14 protein-coding genes are annotated in these 17109 nt (G+C 71.8%); 6 read left to right on the top strand and 8 right to left on the bottom strand.

The genetic code is table 11. The annotated features are described in order from the left end of the window. Nucleotides 1-40: 40 nt before the first annotated feature. A complete protein-coding gene (gene galK, locus HMPREF1529_RS06445) occupies nucleotides 41-1240 on the bottom strand; it encodes a galactokinase (RefSeq protein ID WP_016464201.1) in 1200 nt (399 codons plus the stop codon). Continuing rightward, nucleotides 1237-2433, bottom strand: a complete 1197-nt coding sequence (gene galT, locus HMPREF1529_RS06450) for a galactose-1-phosphate uridylyltransferase (RefSeq protein WP_016464202.1) — start codon at nucleotides 2431-2433, stop codon at nucleotides 1237-1239. Before galT ends, galK begins: the two co-directional genes overlap by 4 nt. Nucleotides 2434-2488: 55 nt before the next feature. Here galT and HMPREF1529_RS06455 point away from each other — a divergent pair, with 55 nt between their 5' ends. Then, nucleotides 2489-3499, top strand: a complete 1011-nt coding sequence (locus HMPREF1529_RS06455) for a LacI family DNA-binding transcriptional regulator (RefSeq protein WP_016464203.1) — start codon at nucleotides 2489-2491, stop codon at nucleotides 3497-3499. A gap of 64 nt (nucleotides 3500-3563) precedes the next feature. Continuing rightward, entirely contained in the window at nucleotides 3564-3977 is a 414-nt protein-coding gene (locus HMPREF1529_RS06460; RefSeq protein ID WP_005047663.1) for an alpha-L-arabinofuranosidase C-terminal domain-containing protein, read from the top strand. 139 nt (nucleotides 3978-4116) lie between these two features. Here the strand turns inward: HMPREF1529_RS06460 and galE are convergent, their stop codons facing one another. Next, entirely contained in the window at nucleotides 4117-5094 is a 978-nt protein-coding gene (gene galE, locus HMPREF1529_RS06465) for a UDP-glucose 4-epimerase GalE (protein WP_016464204.1), read from the bottom strand. Between the two features lie 85 nt (nucleotides 5095-5179). Here galE and HMPREF1529_RS06470 point away from each other — a divergent pair, with 85 nt between their 5' ends. Beyond that, nucleotides 5180-6277 carry a glycerate kinase gene (locus HMPREF1529_RS06470; RefSeq protein WP_005047659.1) on the top strand — a complete coding sequence of 366 codons (1098 nt, stop codon included), beginning with the start codon at nucleotides 5180-5182 and terminating at the stop codon, nucleotides 6275-6277. A gap of 314 nt (nucleotides 6278-6591) precedes the next feature. Further along, nucleotides 6592-9567: an RICIN domain-containing protein gene (locus HMPREF1529_RS06475; RefSeq protein WP_016464205.1), complete on the top strand. Its 2976-nt coding sequence runs from the start codon at nucleotides 6592-6594 to the stop codon at nucleotides 9565-9567. A gap of 78 nt (nucleotides 9568-9645) precedes the next feature. Here the strand turns inward: HMPREF1529_RS06475 and pgm are convergent, their stop codons facing one another. Together pgm and HMPREF1529_RS06485 are read right to left on the bottom strand one after the other, a co-directional pair. Further along, entirely contained in the window at nucleotides 9646-11289 is a 1644-nt protein-coding gene (gene pgm / locus HMPREF1529_RS06480; RefSeq protein ID WP_016464206.1) for a phosphoglucomutase (alpha-D-glucose-1,6-bisphosphate-dependent), read from the bottom strand. Nucleotides 11290-11322: 33 nt separating this feature from the next. After that, a complete protein-coding gene (locus HMPREF1529_RS06485; protein ID WP_232212072.1) occupies nucleotides 11323-11952 on the bottom strand; it encodes a hypothetical protein in 630 nt (209 codons plus the stop codon). Nucleotides 11953-11975: 23 nt separating this feature from the next. Here HMPREF1529_RS06485 and pheA point away from each other — a divergent pair, with 23 nt between their 5' ends. Beyond that, nucleotides 11976-12959, top strand: coding sequence for a prephenate dehydratase (pheA, locus tag HMPREF1529_RS06490; RefSeq protein WP_005054570.1), 984 nt, complete (start codon nucleotides 11976-11978; stop codon nucleotides 12957-12959). A 17-nt stretch (nucleotides 12960-12976) separates the two neighbouring features. On the opposite strand, the gene HMPREF1529_RS06495 is transcribed toward pheA, so the two are convergent. The 3 genes from HMPREF1529_RS06495 to HMPREF1529_RS06505 all read right to left on the bottom strand — a co-directional run bounded on the left by HMPREF1529_RS06495 (nucleotide 12977) and on the right by HMPREF1529_RS06505 (nucleotide 16499). Next, nucleotides 12977-14056 carry an LLM class flavin-dependent oxidoreductase gene (locus HMPREF1529_RS06495; RefSeq protein ID WP_016464209.1) on the bottom strand — a complete coding sequence of 360 codons (1080 nt, stop codon included), beginning with the start codon at nucleotides 14054-14056 and terminating at the stop codon, nucleotides 12977-12979. Between the two features lie 14 nt (nucleotides 14057-14070). Then, on the bottom strand, nucleotides 14071-15417 hold the full coding sequence (locus HMPREF1529_RS06500; RefSeq protein ID WP_016464210.1) for a cryptochrome/photolyase family protein: 1347 nt from the start codon (nucleotides 15415-15417) through the stop codon (nucleotides 14071-14073). A 62-nt stretch (nucleotides 15418-15479) separates the two neighbouring features. Next, nucleotides 15480-16499: a diacylglycerol/lipid kinase family protein gene (locus tag HMPREF1529_RS06505; protein WP_016464211.1), complete on the bottom strand. Its 1020-nt coding sequence runs from the start codon at nucleotides 16497-16499 to the stop codon at nucleotides 15480-15482. Nucleotides 16500-16600: 101 nt separating this feature from the next. On the opposite strand from HMPREF1529_RS06505, the gene HMPREF1529_RS06510 reads away from it, so the two are divergent. Continuing rightward, entirely contained in the window at nucleotides 16601-17092 is a 492-nt protein-coding gene (locus HMPREF1529_RS06510) for a hypothetical protein (protein WP_005054560.1), read from the top strand. The last annotated feature ends 17 nt before the right edge of the window (nucleotides 17093-17109 follow it).

Consider the following 17109-nt stretch of genomic DNA (forward strand, 5'->3'; position numbering starts at 1 on the left):
TCCTTCCGGGATGCCGCGGGTCGGCCTCCCGCCCTCGACGCTACCCGTCCCGGTGCGCGCCGTCAGAGGGGTGCACGGTGAACACGTGCGCCGCGCCGAAGCCGGCGGCGGCGAACGCGGCGGCGACACGGGCGGCCGCCTCCTCGACGAGAGCGCGATCGATGAGCGCGATCGCGGCGCCGCCGAAGCCTCCGCCGGTCATGCGTGCGCCGACGGCCCCTGCCGCGCGCGCGGTCTCCACAGCGAGATCGAGTTCGGGCGTGGAGATCTCGAAGTCGTCGCGCATCGACGCGTGCGAGGCGTCGAGAAGCGCGCCGATCGCCCGCGGTCCCTCCGCGCGCAGCAGGCGCACGGCGTCGAGCACACGCTGGTCCTCCGTGACGACGTGGCGGACGCGCCGGAAGGTCACGTCGTCCATCAGCGCACGGGCGCGGTCCAGGTCGGCCGGCACGAGGTCGCGCAGGGCCGCGACGCCCATGATCTCGGCTCCGCGTTCGCAGGCCTCGCGGCGCTCGCCGTAGCCGCCGGTGGAGTGCGCGTGGCTCACGCGGGTGTCGATGACGAGCACCTCCAGACCGGCGTCGGCGAACCCGAGCGGCACGACATCGGCATCCAGCGACCGGCAGTCGAGGAAGATGCCGGCGTCGGCGCGGCCGAGCATCGACGCCATCTGGTCCATGATCCCGGTGGGGGCTCCCACCGCCAGGTTCTCGGCGCGGCGACCGGCCTGGGCGAGATCCACCGGCGAGAGGGAGAGCTGCCATACGTCGTTGAGAGCGGATGCCGTGGCGCCCTCGATCGCCGCCGATGACGAGAGCCCTGCGCCGACGGGGACGTCGGAGGCCAGAGCGATGTCGACCCCGGTGAGGGCGTCAGCGTCGCGGCCGGCGGCACGCGCGGCATCCCGCAGCGCCCACGCCACCCCGAGCGGGTAACGCGCCCACTCGACGATCTCGTCGCGGCGGGCGGGGAACAGAGCATCGAGGTCGGCGAGAGGGACCTCCACCGGCACCGGATCGAACGTCGACACGACACGGATGCGCCCGTCGCCGCGCGTGCCCAGCGCCGCGATCGTCCGGCCGTCGATGGCGAAGGGGAAGACGAAGCCGTCGTTGTAGTCCGTGTGCTCGCCGATCAGGTTCACCCGTCCCGGAGCCGACCAGTAACCCGCGGGCTCCGCGCCGGTGAGCTCGCCGAACAGGTCGTGCGCATCGGTGCGCGGTGTGGCCGTGGTCGTCACAGCTGGACTCCTTCGATGGCGGAACGCAGCCGGTCGGCGGCGGTCTCGGGGGGCACGTCGCCGATCCAGGCGCCCATGGCGGCCTCGGATCCGGCGAGGAACTTGAGCTTGTCGGCCGCGCGGCGCGGGCTCGTGATCTGCAGGTTCAGGCGCACCGTGTCACGACCGGCGTGGACGGGTGCCTGATGCCACGCGGCGATGTAGGGCGTCGGGTCGCCGTAGAGGGCGTCGATGCCGCGCAGCAGTCGCAGATAGATCGGTGCGAGCTCGTCGCGCTCGGCGTCGTCGAGGGCGGCGAAGTCCGGCACGTGACGGTGGGGGAGCAGGTGCACCTCGATCGGCCAGCGTGCGGCGAACGGCACGAAGGCGGTCCAGTGCTCACCCCGCAGCAGCACGCGGGGGCCTTCCTGCTCGAACGCGAGGATGCGTGCGAACAGATCGGGCGCGGTGCGGTCGATCGTGTCGAGGAGGCGGGTCGTGCGGGGCGTGATGTACGGGTACGAGTAGATCTGGCCGTGCGGGTGCTGCAGCGTGACGCCGATCGCCTCGCCGCGGTTCTCGAACGGGAACACCTGCTGCACGCCGGGCAGTGCCGACAGGGCCGCCGTGCGGTCGGCCCACGCCTCGATCACCGTGCGTGCGCGTGTCGGAGTCTGCGTGCCGAACGAGCCGCTGCGCTCGGGTGAGAAGCAGACGACCTCGCAGCGGCCGACGCTCGTCCGGGTGCGGCCGAGGCCGAGGTGCGCGAGATCGTCGAGTCCGCGCGGGGGATCGGATGCCGCGGGGGCGTCTCCGGTCGCCTCGGCCAGTGCCGGACCGAAGGAGGGGGAGCGGTTCTCGAAGACGGCGACGTCGTACTGGGAGGGGATCTCGGAGGGGTTGGTCGCCGTCTGCGGCGCCAGCGGATCGAGTTCGGCGGGCGGCAGGAACGCGCGGTTCTGCCGCGCTGCGGCGACGGAGATCCAGTCTCCCGTGAGGATGTCCTGGCGCATGGTCGCCGTTGCCGGGCGGGGGTCGAGGCTGCGCGTGTCGAGGGCTCGATCGGGTCCGAGGGTCGTGTCGGGGTCGTCGAAGTAGATGAGATCGCGCCCGTCGGCGAGGTGGGTGGCGCGCTTGACGACGCCCGCCCCGAGCGGCGTCGCGGGGGCCGTCGGCGGTGTCGCGGGGGCGAGGTGAGGAGGCGGCTCCGGCATGTTCACGATAACACGATACGGCTATGTGCGTGCTATCGTCAACACGGAGGTCGGGATGGCACACAAACGCGCGTCGATGGCGGATGTCGCACGGATCGCGGGGGTGTCGGCGCAGACCGTCTCACGCGTCGTCAACGCCAGCCCGCGGGTCGATCCCGCCACGCGCGCCCGCGTCGAGGAGGCGATGGCACGCAGCGGCTACCGCATCCATCGCGCCGCCCGGGCCCTGCGCACGGGAAGGTCCGGCACGATCGGCGTCGTCGTCTCCACGCTCGCGACCGTCGGAAACTCGCTCATGCTCGAGGCGGTGACCGATGCCGCCGCCGAACGCGAGCACGACGTCGCCGTGGTCACCCTCGGCTCCGGAGACGCCGCCGAAGCACTCCAGCGGCTCAACGAGCAGGGAGTCGACGGCGTGGTCGTCATCAACGAAGCCTCCGCTCTCGTCCGCTCGGCGGATCTGCCGACCGCTTTTCGACTCGTCGTCGTCGACTCGGCGCCCGACGACCGGTTCGCCGGCGTGGAGACCGATCATGCCGGGGGAGCGGCCGGCGCGACCGCGCACCTGCTCGCACTCGGGCACGCCACGGTCGCGCACATCGCCGGGCCGACGACCTCCTACGCGGCCGCCGAGCGCGAGCGCGGATGGCGCGACACCCTCGAGGCGGCGGGGCGTCCCGTCGGCGCGCTCGTGCGCGGTTCCTGGACCTCGGCATCCGGCTACGAGGCAGCCCAGACGCTCATCGGCGACGGCGCCGTCGGCACCGCCCTGTTCGTCGCCAACGACCAGATGGCCCTCGGGGCGCTGCGCGCCCTCGCCGAGCACGGTGCGCGGGTGCCCGAAGACGTCAGCGTCGTCGGCTTCGACGACGTCGACGACGCGGCCAACTACCGCCCTCCTCTCACGACGGTGCGCCAGCACTTCGACCGGCTCGGCGCCCAGGCCGTCGCCGCTCTTCTCGACGAGGGCGACGACCTCGAGTCCACGTCGGCGACCGGGGCGACCCGCGCCGTCATGCCGGCTCCCCTCATCGTGCGCGACAGCACGGGCCCCGCGCCGGTCTGATCGCGGGGCGACGTTCGCGAGGTCAGTCGACGGCGACGGCGTCGATCAGCGCCGCGGCCTGCGGTTGCAGCACCGGCGGCCGGAGCCCGGCGGTCCCGCGCGGCGCCAGACGACTTTCTACCCCTTCTCGCTCACGTCCCGCCTCGGCCGCGGCACCGCGCGGCGGGTCGAGATCGACGGCGCGCCGCGCGTGCAGAGCGCGCGCTTCGGCGACGTCTCCGCCGTCAACGCGGTCGCCACGACCGACGACGCCGGCACGAGCGTGTTCTTCGTGAACCGCTCGGTGTCGGATGCCGCGGAGCTCGTGATCGATCTGCGCGAGCTCGACGCGGCATCCCTCGCCGTCGTCGAGTCGTGGATGATCACCGATGCCGATTACCGGGTGAGGCCGCAGTCGCTGGAGGTCATCCGTCATGGCGACGAGCTGCGCGTGTCACTGCCGGCCGTCTCGTGGGCGGTCATCCGCCTGACCGCCTGAGACGGCGTTTCGACTCGTCGCTGCGCTCCTCGCTCAACGACCGGAAAGCACCGCTTCCCGCGTTCGTTGAGCGAGCGCCGTTCGTTGAGCGAGCGCAGCGAGTCGAAACGCAGAGTCGAAACGCAGCGCCGCGCCGGGATCAGCGCGCGTTGCGGCGCGCCTCCCAGCCGGTGCGCACCATCTCGTCGACGGTGTACCGGTTCTGCCACTCGAGGTCGCGCGCGGCGAGCTCGCCGGTCGCGACGATGCGGTCGGGGTCGCCGGCGCGGCGCGGACCGATGACGGGGGTGAAGGGGATGCCGGTGACGCGCGCCATGGCATCCATGATCTCTTTCACGCTGAGCCCGTTCTGCGAGCCGAGGTTGTAGGCGGTCTCGATGGGCGCGCCCGACTCGAGCCGCTGTGCCGCGACGACGTGGGCGGCTGCGATGTCGCCGACGTGCACGTAGTCGCGCACGTTCGTGCCGTCGGGGGTGTCGTAGTCGTCGCCGTTGATCTGCGGGGTCTCGCCGGCGAGCAGCTTCTCGAACACGATTGGGAAGAGGTTGTGCGGGCTCGTGTCGTACACGGCCGGGTCGGCGGAGCCGACGACGTTGAAGTAGCGCAGCGACGTGTGGCGCAGCGGGTGCTCATCGGATTCGGTGGCGACGCCCTGGTCGCGCAGCAGCCACTCGCCGATGAGCTTCGACTCGCCGTAGGGCGACGCGGGGCGCTTGGGCAGGTCCTCGGTCACCAGCGGCACGTCAGGGGTGCCGTAGACCGCGGCCGATGAGGAGAAGACGATGTTGTGCACACCGGCATCCGCCATGGCCGCCAGCACCACGCGGGTGCCCTCGACGTTCTGCTCGTAGGTGTGCAGCGGGCGCTGCACCGAGACGCCGGCGTACTTGAATCCGGCGACGTGGATCACGCCCGTGACGCCGTGCTCGCGCATCGTGTCGGCCAACAGCGCGCGATGCAGGATCGTGCCCTCCACGAACGGCACGCCCTTGGGCACGAACGACGCGTGGCCGCTCGAAAGGTCGTCCACGACGACCGGGGCGATGCCCGCCGCCTGCAGGGCGCGCACCACGTGCGCACCGATGTATCCCGCTCCGCCGGTCACAAGCCACGTCATGTGTCCATCCTGCCCGATGCGAGCCGGTGCCCGATGCGGGCCGGTGCCCGATGCCGCGGGCCGGTGAACGCGTAGCATCGCGCCCATGACCCGCGTCGTCCTCGCCCCCGACAGCTTCAAGGGCTCGATCCCCGCCGCCGCGGCCGCCGCCGCACTGCGCGACGGGTGGCGGTCGGTGCGACCGGCCGACGACGTGGTGCTGCGGCCGATGGCCGACGGGGGAGAGGGGACGTTGGACGCGTTCGCCGCTGCCGTCCCGGGCGCGACGCGAATGCCGCTCACGGTCACCGGGCCCGCGGGAACGCCCGTTGACACCGCATGGCTGCTGCTGCCGGACAGTACCGCGGTCGTCGAGCTCGCGGCGACGAGCGGGATCGAACTGCTCGGCGGCCGGTTGCGTCCCTGGGACGCGTCGACGCGCGGGTTCGGCGAGGCGATCGCCGCCGCGCTCGAGCACGGTGTGGAGCGCCTCGTCCTCGGCATCGGATCGAGCGCGTCCACCGATCTCGGCGTCGGTATGCTCTCGGCGCTCGGTGCCGGGTTCGTCGACGGCGCCGGAGCCGCGGTGCCCGACGGCGCCGGCGGGCTGGCGGCGATCGCCCACGTCGACACCGCTGCGCTGCGACAGCCTCCTGCCGGCGGCATCGTCGTGCTCTCCGATGTGACCACTCCGCTGCTCGGTCCCTCGGGTGCGGCCGCGGTCTTCGGTCCGCAGAAGGGCATCGACGACGTCGCCCGCGCAGAGGCGGGTCTCACGCACGCCGCGTCGCTGTTCCCGCTCGATCCGATGGTGGCCGGCGCGGGCGCGGCGGGAGGCACCGGCTTCGCCCTGCTGACCTGGGGTGCGCGGCTCGTCTCGGGCGCCGAGGAGATCGCCCGCCTCGTGGGGCTGGTCGAGGCCGCCGCGACCGCCGATCTCGTCGTCACGGGTGAGGGGGCCTACGACGATCAGTCCGCGGCCGGAAAGGCCCCCTCCGTGGTCGCCGCGGCGGCCGGTGCGGCCGGAGTGCCGACGGCGCTCGTCGCCGGACGGGTCGCCCCCGCGGCGGATGCGACCGCGTTCTGCGCGGCGATCGCGCTCACCGACCTCGCCGGGTCGGCGGACGCGGCGCTCGCCGATCCCGCACGGTGGCTGCGCGCCGCCGGGGCGCGGCTCGCAGCGGGCGTCGCACGCGTGGCCTGATGAGGGGGCGCCGCCGCGCCGCGCACGTCGCGTGTTGACGTCAACATCGCGACGGCAGCGGCATCTGCGCCCCCCGTTGTGACGATCACCCCCAACCCCGCCTACGCCTCCGAGCCCTTCGAAGGGTGGGGGACCAGCCTGGTCTGGTTCGCGAACGCCACCGGTGGCTACCCGGAGGCGGTTCGCCAGGACCTCCTGGACAAGGTGTTCGGCGAGAAGGGGCTCAACCTCAACATCGCCCGCTACAACATCGGCGGCGGCAACGCGACCGACGTGCCGTCCTACCTCCGGCCGGGCGGCGCCGTGGAGGGGTGGTGGAATCCCGATCTCGGCAAGAGCGACGGCTCCGGACCGATCACCTCGACGTACGGCGACCGCGCTCCGGCGGGATCAACAACGCGACCGCCGAGCAGACCTACGGCATCACCTTCGACTCGCTCGACCCGTTCAACGAGCCGAACACGAACTACTGGGGCACGACCATCCCGCAGGGTGCGACCTGGCCGAGCTCGGCGAGCCGCCAGGAGGGGGCGCACATCGGCCCGCAGCGCCAGGACCAGATGATCCAGGCGCTCGCCGCACGCCTCGCCGCCCCCGGCACCACCACGAAGGTGCCGATCTCCGCGATGGACGAGACGAACCCCTCGACCTTCGTCACCGATTGGAACGGGTGGTCGCAGCCGTCGAAGGATGCCGTCGCCCAGCTCAACGTGCACACCTACGGCACCTCCGACCGCACGATGGTGCGCGATATCGCCAAGACCGCTGACAAGCCGCTGTGGATGAGCGAGGTCGAGGGCGACTGGGACACCTCGAAGGCCGGCTTCAACCAGACCAACATCGACAACGGCCTGGGCATCGTCGACTTCGACTGCAACGCCGACGGCAACTCGAAGCGGCGTCTCGCCGACGGTGACGCCGACCCCTCGCGCATGGTCGTCACCAACGCGAAGTACAACACGGTGCGCAACTTCACGCACTTCATCCGCCCCGGCGATCACATCGTCCCCACCAACGACACGCAGACCACCGCTGCCGTCACGGCATCCGGGACCGGCGTGAACCTCGTGCACGTCAACACCGAGACCACCGCGCGCACCGTGCGGCTGGACCTGTCGAACTTCGCATCCCTCGCGCCGGGTGCGACGGTGACGCCGGTCGTCACGACGCAGTCTCCGGCCGACGATGTCGAGAAGAACGCGCTCGTTCGCGGCTCCGCCGTGGCCGCGTCCGCCCCGCAGGTGAAGGATGGTGCGCTCTACCAGCTCCTCGGCGTGCATAGCGGCAAGGCCCTCACCGTGCAGGGGACGGCGCTCACCATCCGCAGTGCGGCGACGACGGCGGATGCCGCGACGGCGCAGACCTGGACGGCGACCTCGCTCACCGGCGCCGGCTCCGACCGCCAGCGCGTGCTGCTGCGGGCAGCCGACGGGCGCTACCTGGCATCGTCCGGGACGAACCTGACGGTGATCAGCGCGACGCCGGAACAGGCCGCAGCGAACCCGGCGGCGCAGTGGATTCCCGCGACGCTGGACGGCCGCGGATTCTCGCTGCTGAACGTCGCGGCCACCCGCGTGCTCGACGTCAACGGCGCCGGCACGGCCGACGGCACCAGTGTGGGGCTGTGGACCTCGAACAACGGTGCGAACCAGGCCTGGACGCTCGCCCCGACCGCGGTGCAGAGTGTGCCCGACGTGACGGTCACGACCGCGGCGGGCGTCGCGCCGGTGCTGCCCGCCACGGTGCCGATCCGCTATGTGGGCGGCGGCACGCGCACGGCGGCCGTGACGTGGAGCCTCGACGGCCACGACTGGGCCCCGGGCACCACCATCGTCGCCGGCAGCGGCACCGATCTGTTCGGTACGCCGTTCACCGTGCGGGCGGTGGTCGACGTCGGCGCCTATACGGCGGCACTGCCCGTCTCGCTCACCACGCACACGGGAGCCTCCGCGGGCACGGTCGCCGCCGTGGCGCCGACGACGGTGCCTCTCGAGGTGCGCGCCGGCGGAGCGACGGCCTCGGCGCCGGTGACCTGGTCGTGGTCGGGCGTGACGGATGCCGCGTTCGCGCAGCCGGGCATCGTCTCGATCAGCGGCAGTGCGAGCGTCGCAGGCGGGGGCACGCTCCCGGCCACGCTCAGCGTCATCGTCACGGTGCCGAGGGAGGACAACGCCGCCGACACGCTGACCTACCCCCTGTCAGCTGCGGTTCCCGTCCCGCACGTGAAGGTGTACTTCAAGCGCGACGGCGGCACCTCGTGGGCCCGGACGATGCACGTCGACTATCGACTCGGCTCGGGCCCCCGGGTCACCGGAGACACGATCACCGTCGGAACCCCGGCGACCGGCGATCCCTCCGTCGACGTCCCGGTCGGCGCGGCATCGGCCGATCAGATCCGTGTCGTGATGAACGCCTACCCGAACACGCACCTGATCGTGAGGATGCGACGGTCGCGATCGTCCAGCCCGCCGACGCGGGGGGCGATGGTCCGCGTCACCGCCGTCTCCGGTGCCCAGAAGGTGTACACGGTCGCCGTCGCGCGCGACGTCGTCGTCTCGGGGGTCACGATCACCGGCACCCCCACGGTCGGCGCGAGCCTGACGGCGGTCGCGGGCACGGTCGACCCGTCGACGGCGCAGGTGACGTACGCGTGGCGTCGTGATGGCGTGCCCATCAGCGGAGCGGTGTCGGCGCAGTACACCGTGACGACCGCCGACGTCGGTCACGCGCTGAGCGTCGCACTCACGGCATCCGCCGACGGGTTCACGGCGGCCACCGCGGTCTCCGACGCCGTCACGGGCCAGGATGCGCCGACCACGCCGACGCCGTCCCCGAGCGGTTCTGCATCGCCGTCCCCGTCGGCACCCGCCGGACCGGGCGCGCCCGGTGAGGACGACCTCACGGCGGCGCTGCAGGGGGCGATCTCGGGCCCCGCGACCATCACCGCCGGCAGCACCGTGTCGATCCAGGTCGGGACCGATCGTGCGGGAAGTTCGGTCGGTGCGTGGCTGTTCTCGACGCCGCGAGCCCTCGGCACCGCAACCGTCTCGGCAGCGGGAACGATCGCCGTGACCGTTCCGACAGATGCCCCGGCGGGCGCGCACCGCCTCGCGGTGACCGACGCCTCCGGAGCGGTGATCGGGTGTTACGCGGTCACGGTGACGGCCGCGCCGACGGCGCTGGCGACGACCGGCGCCACGGCCCCGTTCGGTGTGGCTCTGGCCATCGCCATGCTCCTGGTCCTCGCCGGAGCGGCGCTGGTCCTGCGTCGGCGTCCCGCGCGAGGCTGAGTGAGCGGAAGCGGCCCCGGTCCCTCTCTGTGAGGGGCCGGGGCCGCTGTCGTTCGTGCGGTCAGGCGTCGCCGCGTGTCAGGCGTCGCCCAGCGCGGCCGCGACGACGGCGCGGGCTTCGGCCTGCACGTCGCGCAGGTGCTCCTCGCCCCGCAGCGACTCCGCGTACAGCTTGTAGACGTCTTCGGTGCCGGAAGGACGAGCGGCGAACCAGGCGTGCTCCGTCTGCACCTTCAGGCCGCCGATCGCAGCCCCGTTGCCCGGCGCGTGCGAGAGCTTCGCGGTGATCGGCTCGCCGGCGAGCTCCGTCGCGGTGACGGCCTCCGGGGCGAGCTTGGACAGGGCTGCCTTCTGAGCAGGCGTCGCGGGGGCATCCACACGCTGATAGGCGGAGGCACCGAACTCCGCCTCCAGCTCCGCGTAGCGCTGCGACGGGGTCTTGCCGGTCACCGCGAGGATCTCCGCCGCCAGCAGACACAGCAGGATGCCGTCCTTGTCGGTCGTCCACACCGAGCCGTCGAAGCGGAGGAAGGACGCTCCGGCGGACTCCTCGCCACCGAACACGACCGAGCCGTCGAGCAGACCGGGGACGAACCACTTGAAGCCGACGGGAACCTCGAGCAGCCGGCGGCCGAGGGAGGCCACGACGCGGTCGATGATCATCGACGACACGAGCGTCTTGCCGACCGCGGCATCCGTCTGCCACTGCGGACGGTGCGCGCACAGGTAGTCGATGGCTACGGCCAGGTAGTGGTTCGGGTTCATGAGGCCGGCGTCGGGCGTGACGATGCCGTGGCGGTCGGCGTCCGCGTCGTTGCCGGTGAGGATGTCGTACTCGTGGCGTCGGGCGACGAGGGCCGCCATCGCGGACGGCGACGACGGATCCATGCGGATCTTCTCGTCCCAGTCGAGCGTCATGAATCGCCATGTCGGGTCGACCTCGGGGTTCACGACGGTCAGGTCGAGCCCGTAGCGCTCGCCGATCAGCTGCCAGTACTCCACCGAGGCGCCGCCCAGCGGGTCGGCGCCGATGCGCACGCCCGCCTTCGCGATGGCGGCGACGTCGATGATGGTGGCGATATCGGAGACGTACCCTTCGCGGAAGTCGTACGAACCGAGGGTGTCGGCGTCGATGTCCTTGAAGGGCGTGCGGCGCACGCCGTCGAGACCGGCGGCGATGAGGGCGTTCGCGCGATCCGCGATCCAGCCGGTGGCATCGGTGTCGGCCGGGCCGCCATGGGGCGGGTTGTACTTGAAGCCGCCGTCGCGGGGCGGGTTGTGCGAGGGGGTGACCACGATGCCGTCGGCCCGGCCGGGGTCGTCGGCGGCCAGATCGCGGTTGTAGGTCAGGATCGCGTGGCTGAGCGCCGGGGTCGGCACCCACGCGTCGCGGGAGTCGGTGCGCACGTCCACACCGTTGGCGACCAGAACCTCCACGGCCGTGCGCTCCGCCGGAAGAGACAGAGCGTGCGTGTCGCGACCGAGGAAGAGGGGACCGCGGATGCCCTGTGCCGTGCGGTAGTCGACGATCGCCTGGGTGGTGGCGAGGATGTGGTCCTCGTTGAAGCTCGTGCTCAGCGACGAGCCGCGGTGACCGCTCGTGCCGAAGGCGACCCGCTGTTCGGCGACGGCCGGATCGGGCTTGAGATCGTAGTAGGCGGCGATGAGCTCATCGATGTCGACGAGGTCGGAGGCTTCGGCTGGCTGTCCTGCGCGGCTCATGTCCACAGTCTGTCACTGCCGCGGCGCCCGTGCTCACTCTCGGTGCAGGACCGATGTCGCCGTGCTGTCGGACAGCTTGTTGATGAGCGTGAGCGTGTCGGGCTTGCACCCGTACTTCGCGTCGCTGATCGGCGCGACCGAGATCTGCTGGCTGATGGCGCCGGCATCCGTGCCCTTGCCGTCGATCGTCGCGACGATCTCCAAGCCCGACGTGTCCTGGGTCTGGCTGCCGATCCCGTTGCCGGTGACCGTGTAGGTTCCCGTGATCGAGCCCTTGAAGTTGATCAGGATGGTCGTTCCCGACACGTTCGCGGTGACCTGCTCGGCCGGGGTCCATTTGTACGTCCCGTCCTTGCGGAGGATGAGATCCGCGGTGCCGACGGGAGTGAACTTCGCACCGGATCCCGCCATGAGCGAGTTCACGTCGTTGTAGAACGCGGTGACCTGGTCCTGGCCCATGTGCCACGCGCCGACGAGGCAGGCGAGGTCGGCCGTGGGCGACGGTGACGGTGTCGCGCTCGGCGTCGGCGTGGGGGTGGCGCTCGCAGAACCGGTCGGCGTGGGCTGGGTCGCCGGCTTCTCCTCGACGGGGGCGCATGCGCTCAACCCGAGCGCGAGGACGGCGGCGGTGACGACGGCGAGGGGGGAGAATCGGCGGATCACCCCTTCAGCGTAGGCTGTCACCCGTGACTTCCGCGCCTTCGCCGACCGGGGCGTCTGCGGCATCCGTGCCCGCGCGCCGTACCTACAGCTATCTCGGACCGGCCGGAACCTTCACCGAAGCGGCGCTGGCGCAGGTGCCCGAAGCGCGCGATCAGATCTGGCGTCCGGTGCGCAATGTCGCCGAAGCGCTCGCCGATGTCGTCGAGGGCCGGTCGGATGCCGCGATGATCGCGATCGAGAATTCGGTCGACGGCGGAGTGTCCACGGCGCAGGATGCGCTGGCCACGATGCCCGGGCTGAGAATCATCGGTGAGTATCTGGTCCGCGTGAACTTCGTGCTCGTCGCCCGCCCGGGAACCCGCATCGAAGACGTCACCCTCGTGGCCGCGCACCCGGTCGCCTACGCGCAGTGCCTGCGGTGGCTGTCGGCGCATCTGCCCGACCATGCGCACCTGCCGGCGTCGAGCAATGTCGCCTCGGCCGTGGACATGCTGGAGGGTGTGAGCGACGCGGATGCCGCGGTGGCGCCGCCCGCGATCCTCGAACACCACGACCTTCAGCTGCTCGCCGAGGAGATCGGCGACAATGCCAACGCCGTCACCCGTTTCGTGCTGGTGGGCCGCACCGTGGCGCCGCCCGCGCCGACCGGCGCCGACAAGACCTCGCTGATCGTCGAGCTGCCCGAGGAGTACCCGGGCGCATTGATGGAGATGCTCGAGCAGTTCGCCACGCGCGGGATCAACCTGTCGCTGCTCGCCTCGCGACCGATCGGCGACGCCCTGGGGCGCTACCGGTTCGTCATCGACGCGGACGGGCACATCCAGGACGAGCGCATGGCCGACGCGCTGCTGGGCCTGCGGCGGTTCAGCCCGAAGATGATCTATCTGGGCTCCTATCCGCGTGCCGACCGCGCGATCGTGCACTATCCGGAGCGCTATTCGGATGAGGTGTTCGTCGAGGCCCGCGACTGGCTGCGCGCGCTCATCTCCGGCGCACCGGAGGCCTGAGCCTCCCGCCGCGCGCCTCAGGCCGCGAGCAGCTCGAGGGTCTGGATACGGCCGGCGGCGGCATCCATCGCCTCCTCGTCGTACGCACCCGACACGGGCGAGACCATGACCTCGTCGACGCCGTGGCGATCGGCGAAGGCCGAAATCGCCCCGCGCGCGTCGTCGCCGGTGCCGACGAACCAGCGCCGCCGCAGCGCGTCGAGAAGAGGGCCGGCGAGACGGTCCTCCGCCTCCGCCGCCGCGGCCTGCTCGACGCTCTCCAGAGCCGTGAGCGGGCGCCCGCCGCGCAGACGCGCCATCATCCGTGCCTGCGGCAGCATGCGCTCCTCGGCCTCGGCGGTGGTGGGGGCGACGACCGCGTTGGCGGTGAGGAAGGTGCGGGGCGCGTCGAGGTGCGCCGAGGGCTGGAACTGGCCGCGATAGAGGTCTAGTGCCCGCTCGAGGCCCTCGCCCGAGAAGTGGTTGGCGAACACGTAGGGCAGCCCGAATGCGGCCGCGAGCTGCGCCGAGTAGTCACTCGATCCGAGCAGCCACACCTCGGGCGCGCCCGTCGCCGCCGGCGTCGCGTGGATGCCGTAGCGGTCGTCGTCGCCGGCGCGGCCCGTGAGGCGCACCGTCGCACCCTCGGGCGACATGAGTGCGCCGATGTCGCGCACGTGATCGGGGAAGCGGTCGACGTCGCTGGAGGTGCCGCTCATGCGCAGCAACTGGGTGATGACCGGGTCGCTTCCCGGAGCCCGCCCGAGGCCCAGGTCGATGCGGCCGGGAGCGATGGCTTCGAGGGCGGCGAACTGCTCCGCGACGACGAGGGGCGCATGGTTCGGCAGCATCACGCCGCCGGAGCCGACCCGGATGCGCGACGTGCGTGCGGCGGCGGCGGCGATCAGCACGGGCGGGGTGGTCGACGCGACAGCCGGCATGTTGTGGTGCTCCGCGAACCAGTAGCGGCGGTAGCCCAGATCATCGGCGCGCTGTGCCAGAGCCAGCGAGGCGGCGACCGCCTGCGTGCTGGTCTGGCCGGTACGGACGGGTACGAGGTCGAGAACAGAGAGCGCGGGAGACATCGACGGAGACAACCCCGCGACCGCCCGCCGCATTCCACAGCCGGGATTCACCGGGCGTTCTTGACGGCCTCGTAGGCCGCCAGCGCGGCGTCGCGCGATGCCTTCAGATCGACGAGGGGCTCCCTGTCCGCGGCATCCGGCGCCCACTCGCGGACGTACCGTCCGTCGGGGTCGAACTTCTTCGCCTGCAGCTCCGGGTTGAAGATGCGGAAGTAGGGGGCGGCATCGGCTCCCGAGCCGGCGACCCACTGCCAGTTGAAGGGGTTGCTCGCGGCATCCGCGTCGACGAGGGTGTCCCAGAACCACTCCTCGCCGCGGCGCCAGTCGATGAGGAGGTTCTTGATGAGGAAGGATGCCGTCACCATCCGCACCCGGTTGTGCATGAAGCCCGACACCCAGAGCTCGCGCATCCCGGCATCCACGAGGGGCACGCCCGTCTCGCCCCGTTGCCACGCCCGCAGCAGGGAGGGCTTGAGCCGGGGCCAGGGGAAGGCGTCGTACGCGGACTTCAGGTTCTTCGCCGCGAGGTCGGGGGCATGGAAAAGGGTGTGCCAGGCGAACTCGCGCCAGCCGACCTCGGAGAGGAAGCCTCCGACGTGGGCTCCCGACGCCACCGCGGCGTGCCAGACCTGGTGGGGGCTGAGTTCTCCCCAGCGCAGCCGCGGCGACAGCATCGAGGTCGCGCCTCCGGCGGGTTCGTCGCGGGCGCGGTCGTAGTCGGCGACATCCTCGGCGAGGAACTCCCGCAGGCGGCGGCGCGCGGCCAGCTCGCCGGGTGTCCAGCGTTCGCGCAGCCCGCCCGCCCAGTCCGGTCTCGTCGGCAGGAGGCCCCAGTCGTCGAGGTCGTCGGATGCCGGGTAGCTCGACACCCCGCGCAGCTCGCGCGGCTCCGGCAGGGGCTCGCGCGGAGCGGGCAGCTGCCGGCACGCCTTCCAGAACGGCGTGAACACCCCGTAGGGGGTGCCCGCGCCGGTGCGGACGGTCCATGGCTCGAACAGCAGCGACGCCGCGAACGAGCTCACCTCGAGGCCGCCCGCTCGCAGCGACGTCTTGAGCCCGGCATCCACCTCGCGCTCGGGCGCGCTGTACCGCCGGTTCCAGAACACCGCGCCGGCGCCGACCTCGCGGGCGAGTGAAGGGATGACCTCGGATGCGGCGCCGCGGCGCAGGACGAGGCGGGTGCCCTTCTCGCGCAGGCGCTCGCCGAGCGCGGTGAGGGAGTGATGCAGCCACCACCGGGCGGCGCCGCCGAGGGGACGCACGCCGGCGGACTGCTCGTCGAGCACGGAGACCGCGATGATGGGCTCGCCGCGATCGACGGCCGCGCGCAGAGCAGGGTTGTCCGCGAGGCGGAGGTCGTCGCGGAACCAGACGAGGCTCGGGGATGCCGGCATGGCTCCATCGTGCCGGGTGCGTCGGGCTGCGGCGAGCCCTTGCGTATGCGGTGTCCGGCGGGCTAGTGCGTGGGGGAGGTGTGCCCGGTGGGTACGGCGATCCGGAGCGCGCCGGCGTGGATGCGCACGTCGACGGCCGTAGCCTCGCCGAACTCGTCGCCGTCCAGCTGCACGGGGGTGGCGACGCCGGCCGCGATCTGGATGCCGGTGCCTCGCGCATACCGGATGGAGTTGTCGCGCGTGCGCAGCCGCAGAATCCGCCGGCCGGCGCGGAACCGGCGCAGCACACTGTTGTCCCACGCGACGCGGCGCCACACCGCGAGCCAGCCGAACGCGGTCTTGGGCTGGAAGATCGCGATGTCGAGCTGTCCGTCGGCGACCGACGCCTCCGGGATCAGCTCCAGCCCGGCCGGCAGCGAGCCGCAGTTCGCGAACAGCACGCTCTGCACGTGTGCGCGGTGCATCCGGTGGCCCGCGACCTGGTACATGATCGAGAACGGCTTCGCCTTCACGAGCGAACGTGCGGCACCGTCGACGTACGCGACCCAGCCGACCTTCTTCTTCAAGTCGCCACTGGTGTTGGCGATCATCGCGGCATCCAGACCCATGCCGCCCATCACGACGAACGCACGCTCCTCGCGCTCGCCGTCGGGACGAACCATCACCGCGAACCCGACGTCGATCGCCTGCACGTCGCCCTCGAAGGTCGCTGCGATCATCGCGTCGGGATCGGCGAGTGGAAGCTGCAGGTTGCGGGCGAGCAGGTTGCCCGTGCCGCTCGGCACGATCGTCAGGGGCACCTCGGTGCCCGCCATCGCCTCGCTCACCGCGCGGACCGTGCCGTCGCCGCCCGCGACCAGCACCGCGTCGGCTCCCGCCGCGATCGCCTCGCGCGCCAGTCCGTCGCCGAGTTCGTCGACGGTCGTCTCGAAGAAGAAGGGCTCACCCCATCCCGCATCAGCCGAGTGCCGAGTCACCGCATCGCGCAGCTCGTCGACCTCGACCTTGATCGGGTTGTAGACGAGCGCCGCGCGACGGCGCGAACCGTCGTCGGAAGGGGCGGCAGCGTCAGCGGGGGCCATGCGGCTAAACATACCCGGAGCTGAACACCAGCGGCGGGGCGGGCGGGTCGTGCCGCCGCGGCCTTCACTGGTGCCGTGGCGATGGACGGTAGAACGGAGGGATGGAGCAGACACCACAGATCCACCCCGCCCTTCGCTGGACGGGGTGGATCGCGTTGTTCCTCAGCCTCGCGATCCCGCTCGGGAACTCCCTCGTCGCCATGGCGGTGTTCAGGAATCCGTCTTGCGAGAGCGTGCGATGGAGCTTCGCGCCGTTGCTCGCGACGTGCGAACCCACCACCGCACAGCTCACGGCCTACGGTTGGATCGGCACCGCCCTGGTCCTCACCCTCTTCGCATCCGCCACAGGGATCGCGGCTGCGGGGATAGCTCGCAGCGGCGCGCTTCGCGGCGCGCAACGCGCCGACGCCGTCCACTTCGGCATGACCCTGCTTGCTGTGGTCGCGATCGCCGCGACAGCACTCGTGCTCCCGTGGGATCCGTCGCAACCCGTGAACGCATGGCTTCTCTTCGCCTCCGCGGGAGGCATGGCCGCGTACATCGTGTCATCGCTGATCCTCGTGTTCCGCCTCGCGGCGAAGCATCGTCTCTAGGAACACTTCGTGTGTGG

Source organism: Microbacterium sp. oral taxon 186 str. F0373 (genome assembly GCF_000411455.1).
Classification (GTDB): Bacteria; Actinomycetota; Actinomycetes; order Actinomycetales; family Microbacteriaceae; genus Microbacterium.

Excerpts from the sequence above, each read along its gene's own strand:
- galT (WP_016464202.1), bottom strand. The coding sequence starts at position 2,433 with ATGCCGGAGCCGCCTCCTCACCTCGCCCCCGCGACACCGCCGACGGCC.
- HMPREF1529_RS06455 (WP_016464203.1), top strand. The coding sequence starts at position 2,489 with ATGGCACACAAACGCGCGTCGATGGCGGATGTCGCACGGATCGCGGGG.
- galE (WP_016464204.1), bottom strand. The coding sequence starts at position 5,094 with ATGACGTGGCTTGTGACCGGCGGAGCGGGATACATCGGTGCGCACGTG.
- HMPREF1529_RS06470 (WP_005047659.1), top strand. The coding sequence starts at position 5,180 with ATGACCCGCGTCGTCCTCGCCCCCGACAGCTTCAAGGGCTCGATCCCC.
- pgm (WP_016464206.1), bottom strand. The coding sequence starts at position 11,289 with ATGAGCCGCGCAGGACAGCCAGCCGAAGCCTCCGACCTCGTCGACATC.
- HMPREF1529_RS06495 (WP_016464209.1), bottom strand. The coding sequence starts at position 14,056 with ATGCGGCGGGCGGTCGCGGGGTTGTCTCCGTCGATGTCTCCCGCGCTC.
- HMPREF1529_RS06500 (WP_016464210.1), bottom strand. The coding sequence starts at position 15,417 with ATGCCGGCATCCCCGAGCCTCGTCTGGTTCCGCGACGACCTCCGCCTC.
- HMPREF1529_RS06505 (WP_016464211.1), bottom strand. The coding sequence starts at position 16,499 with ATGGCCCCCGCTGACGCTGCCGCCCCTTCCGACGACGGTTCGCGCCGT.
- HMPREF1529_RS06510 (WP_005054560.1), top strand. The coding sequence starts at position 16,601 with ATGGAGCAGACACCACAGATCCACCCCGCCCTTCGCTGGACGGGGTGG.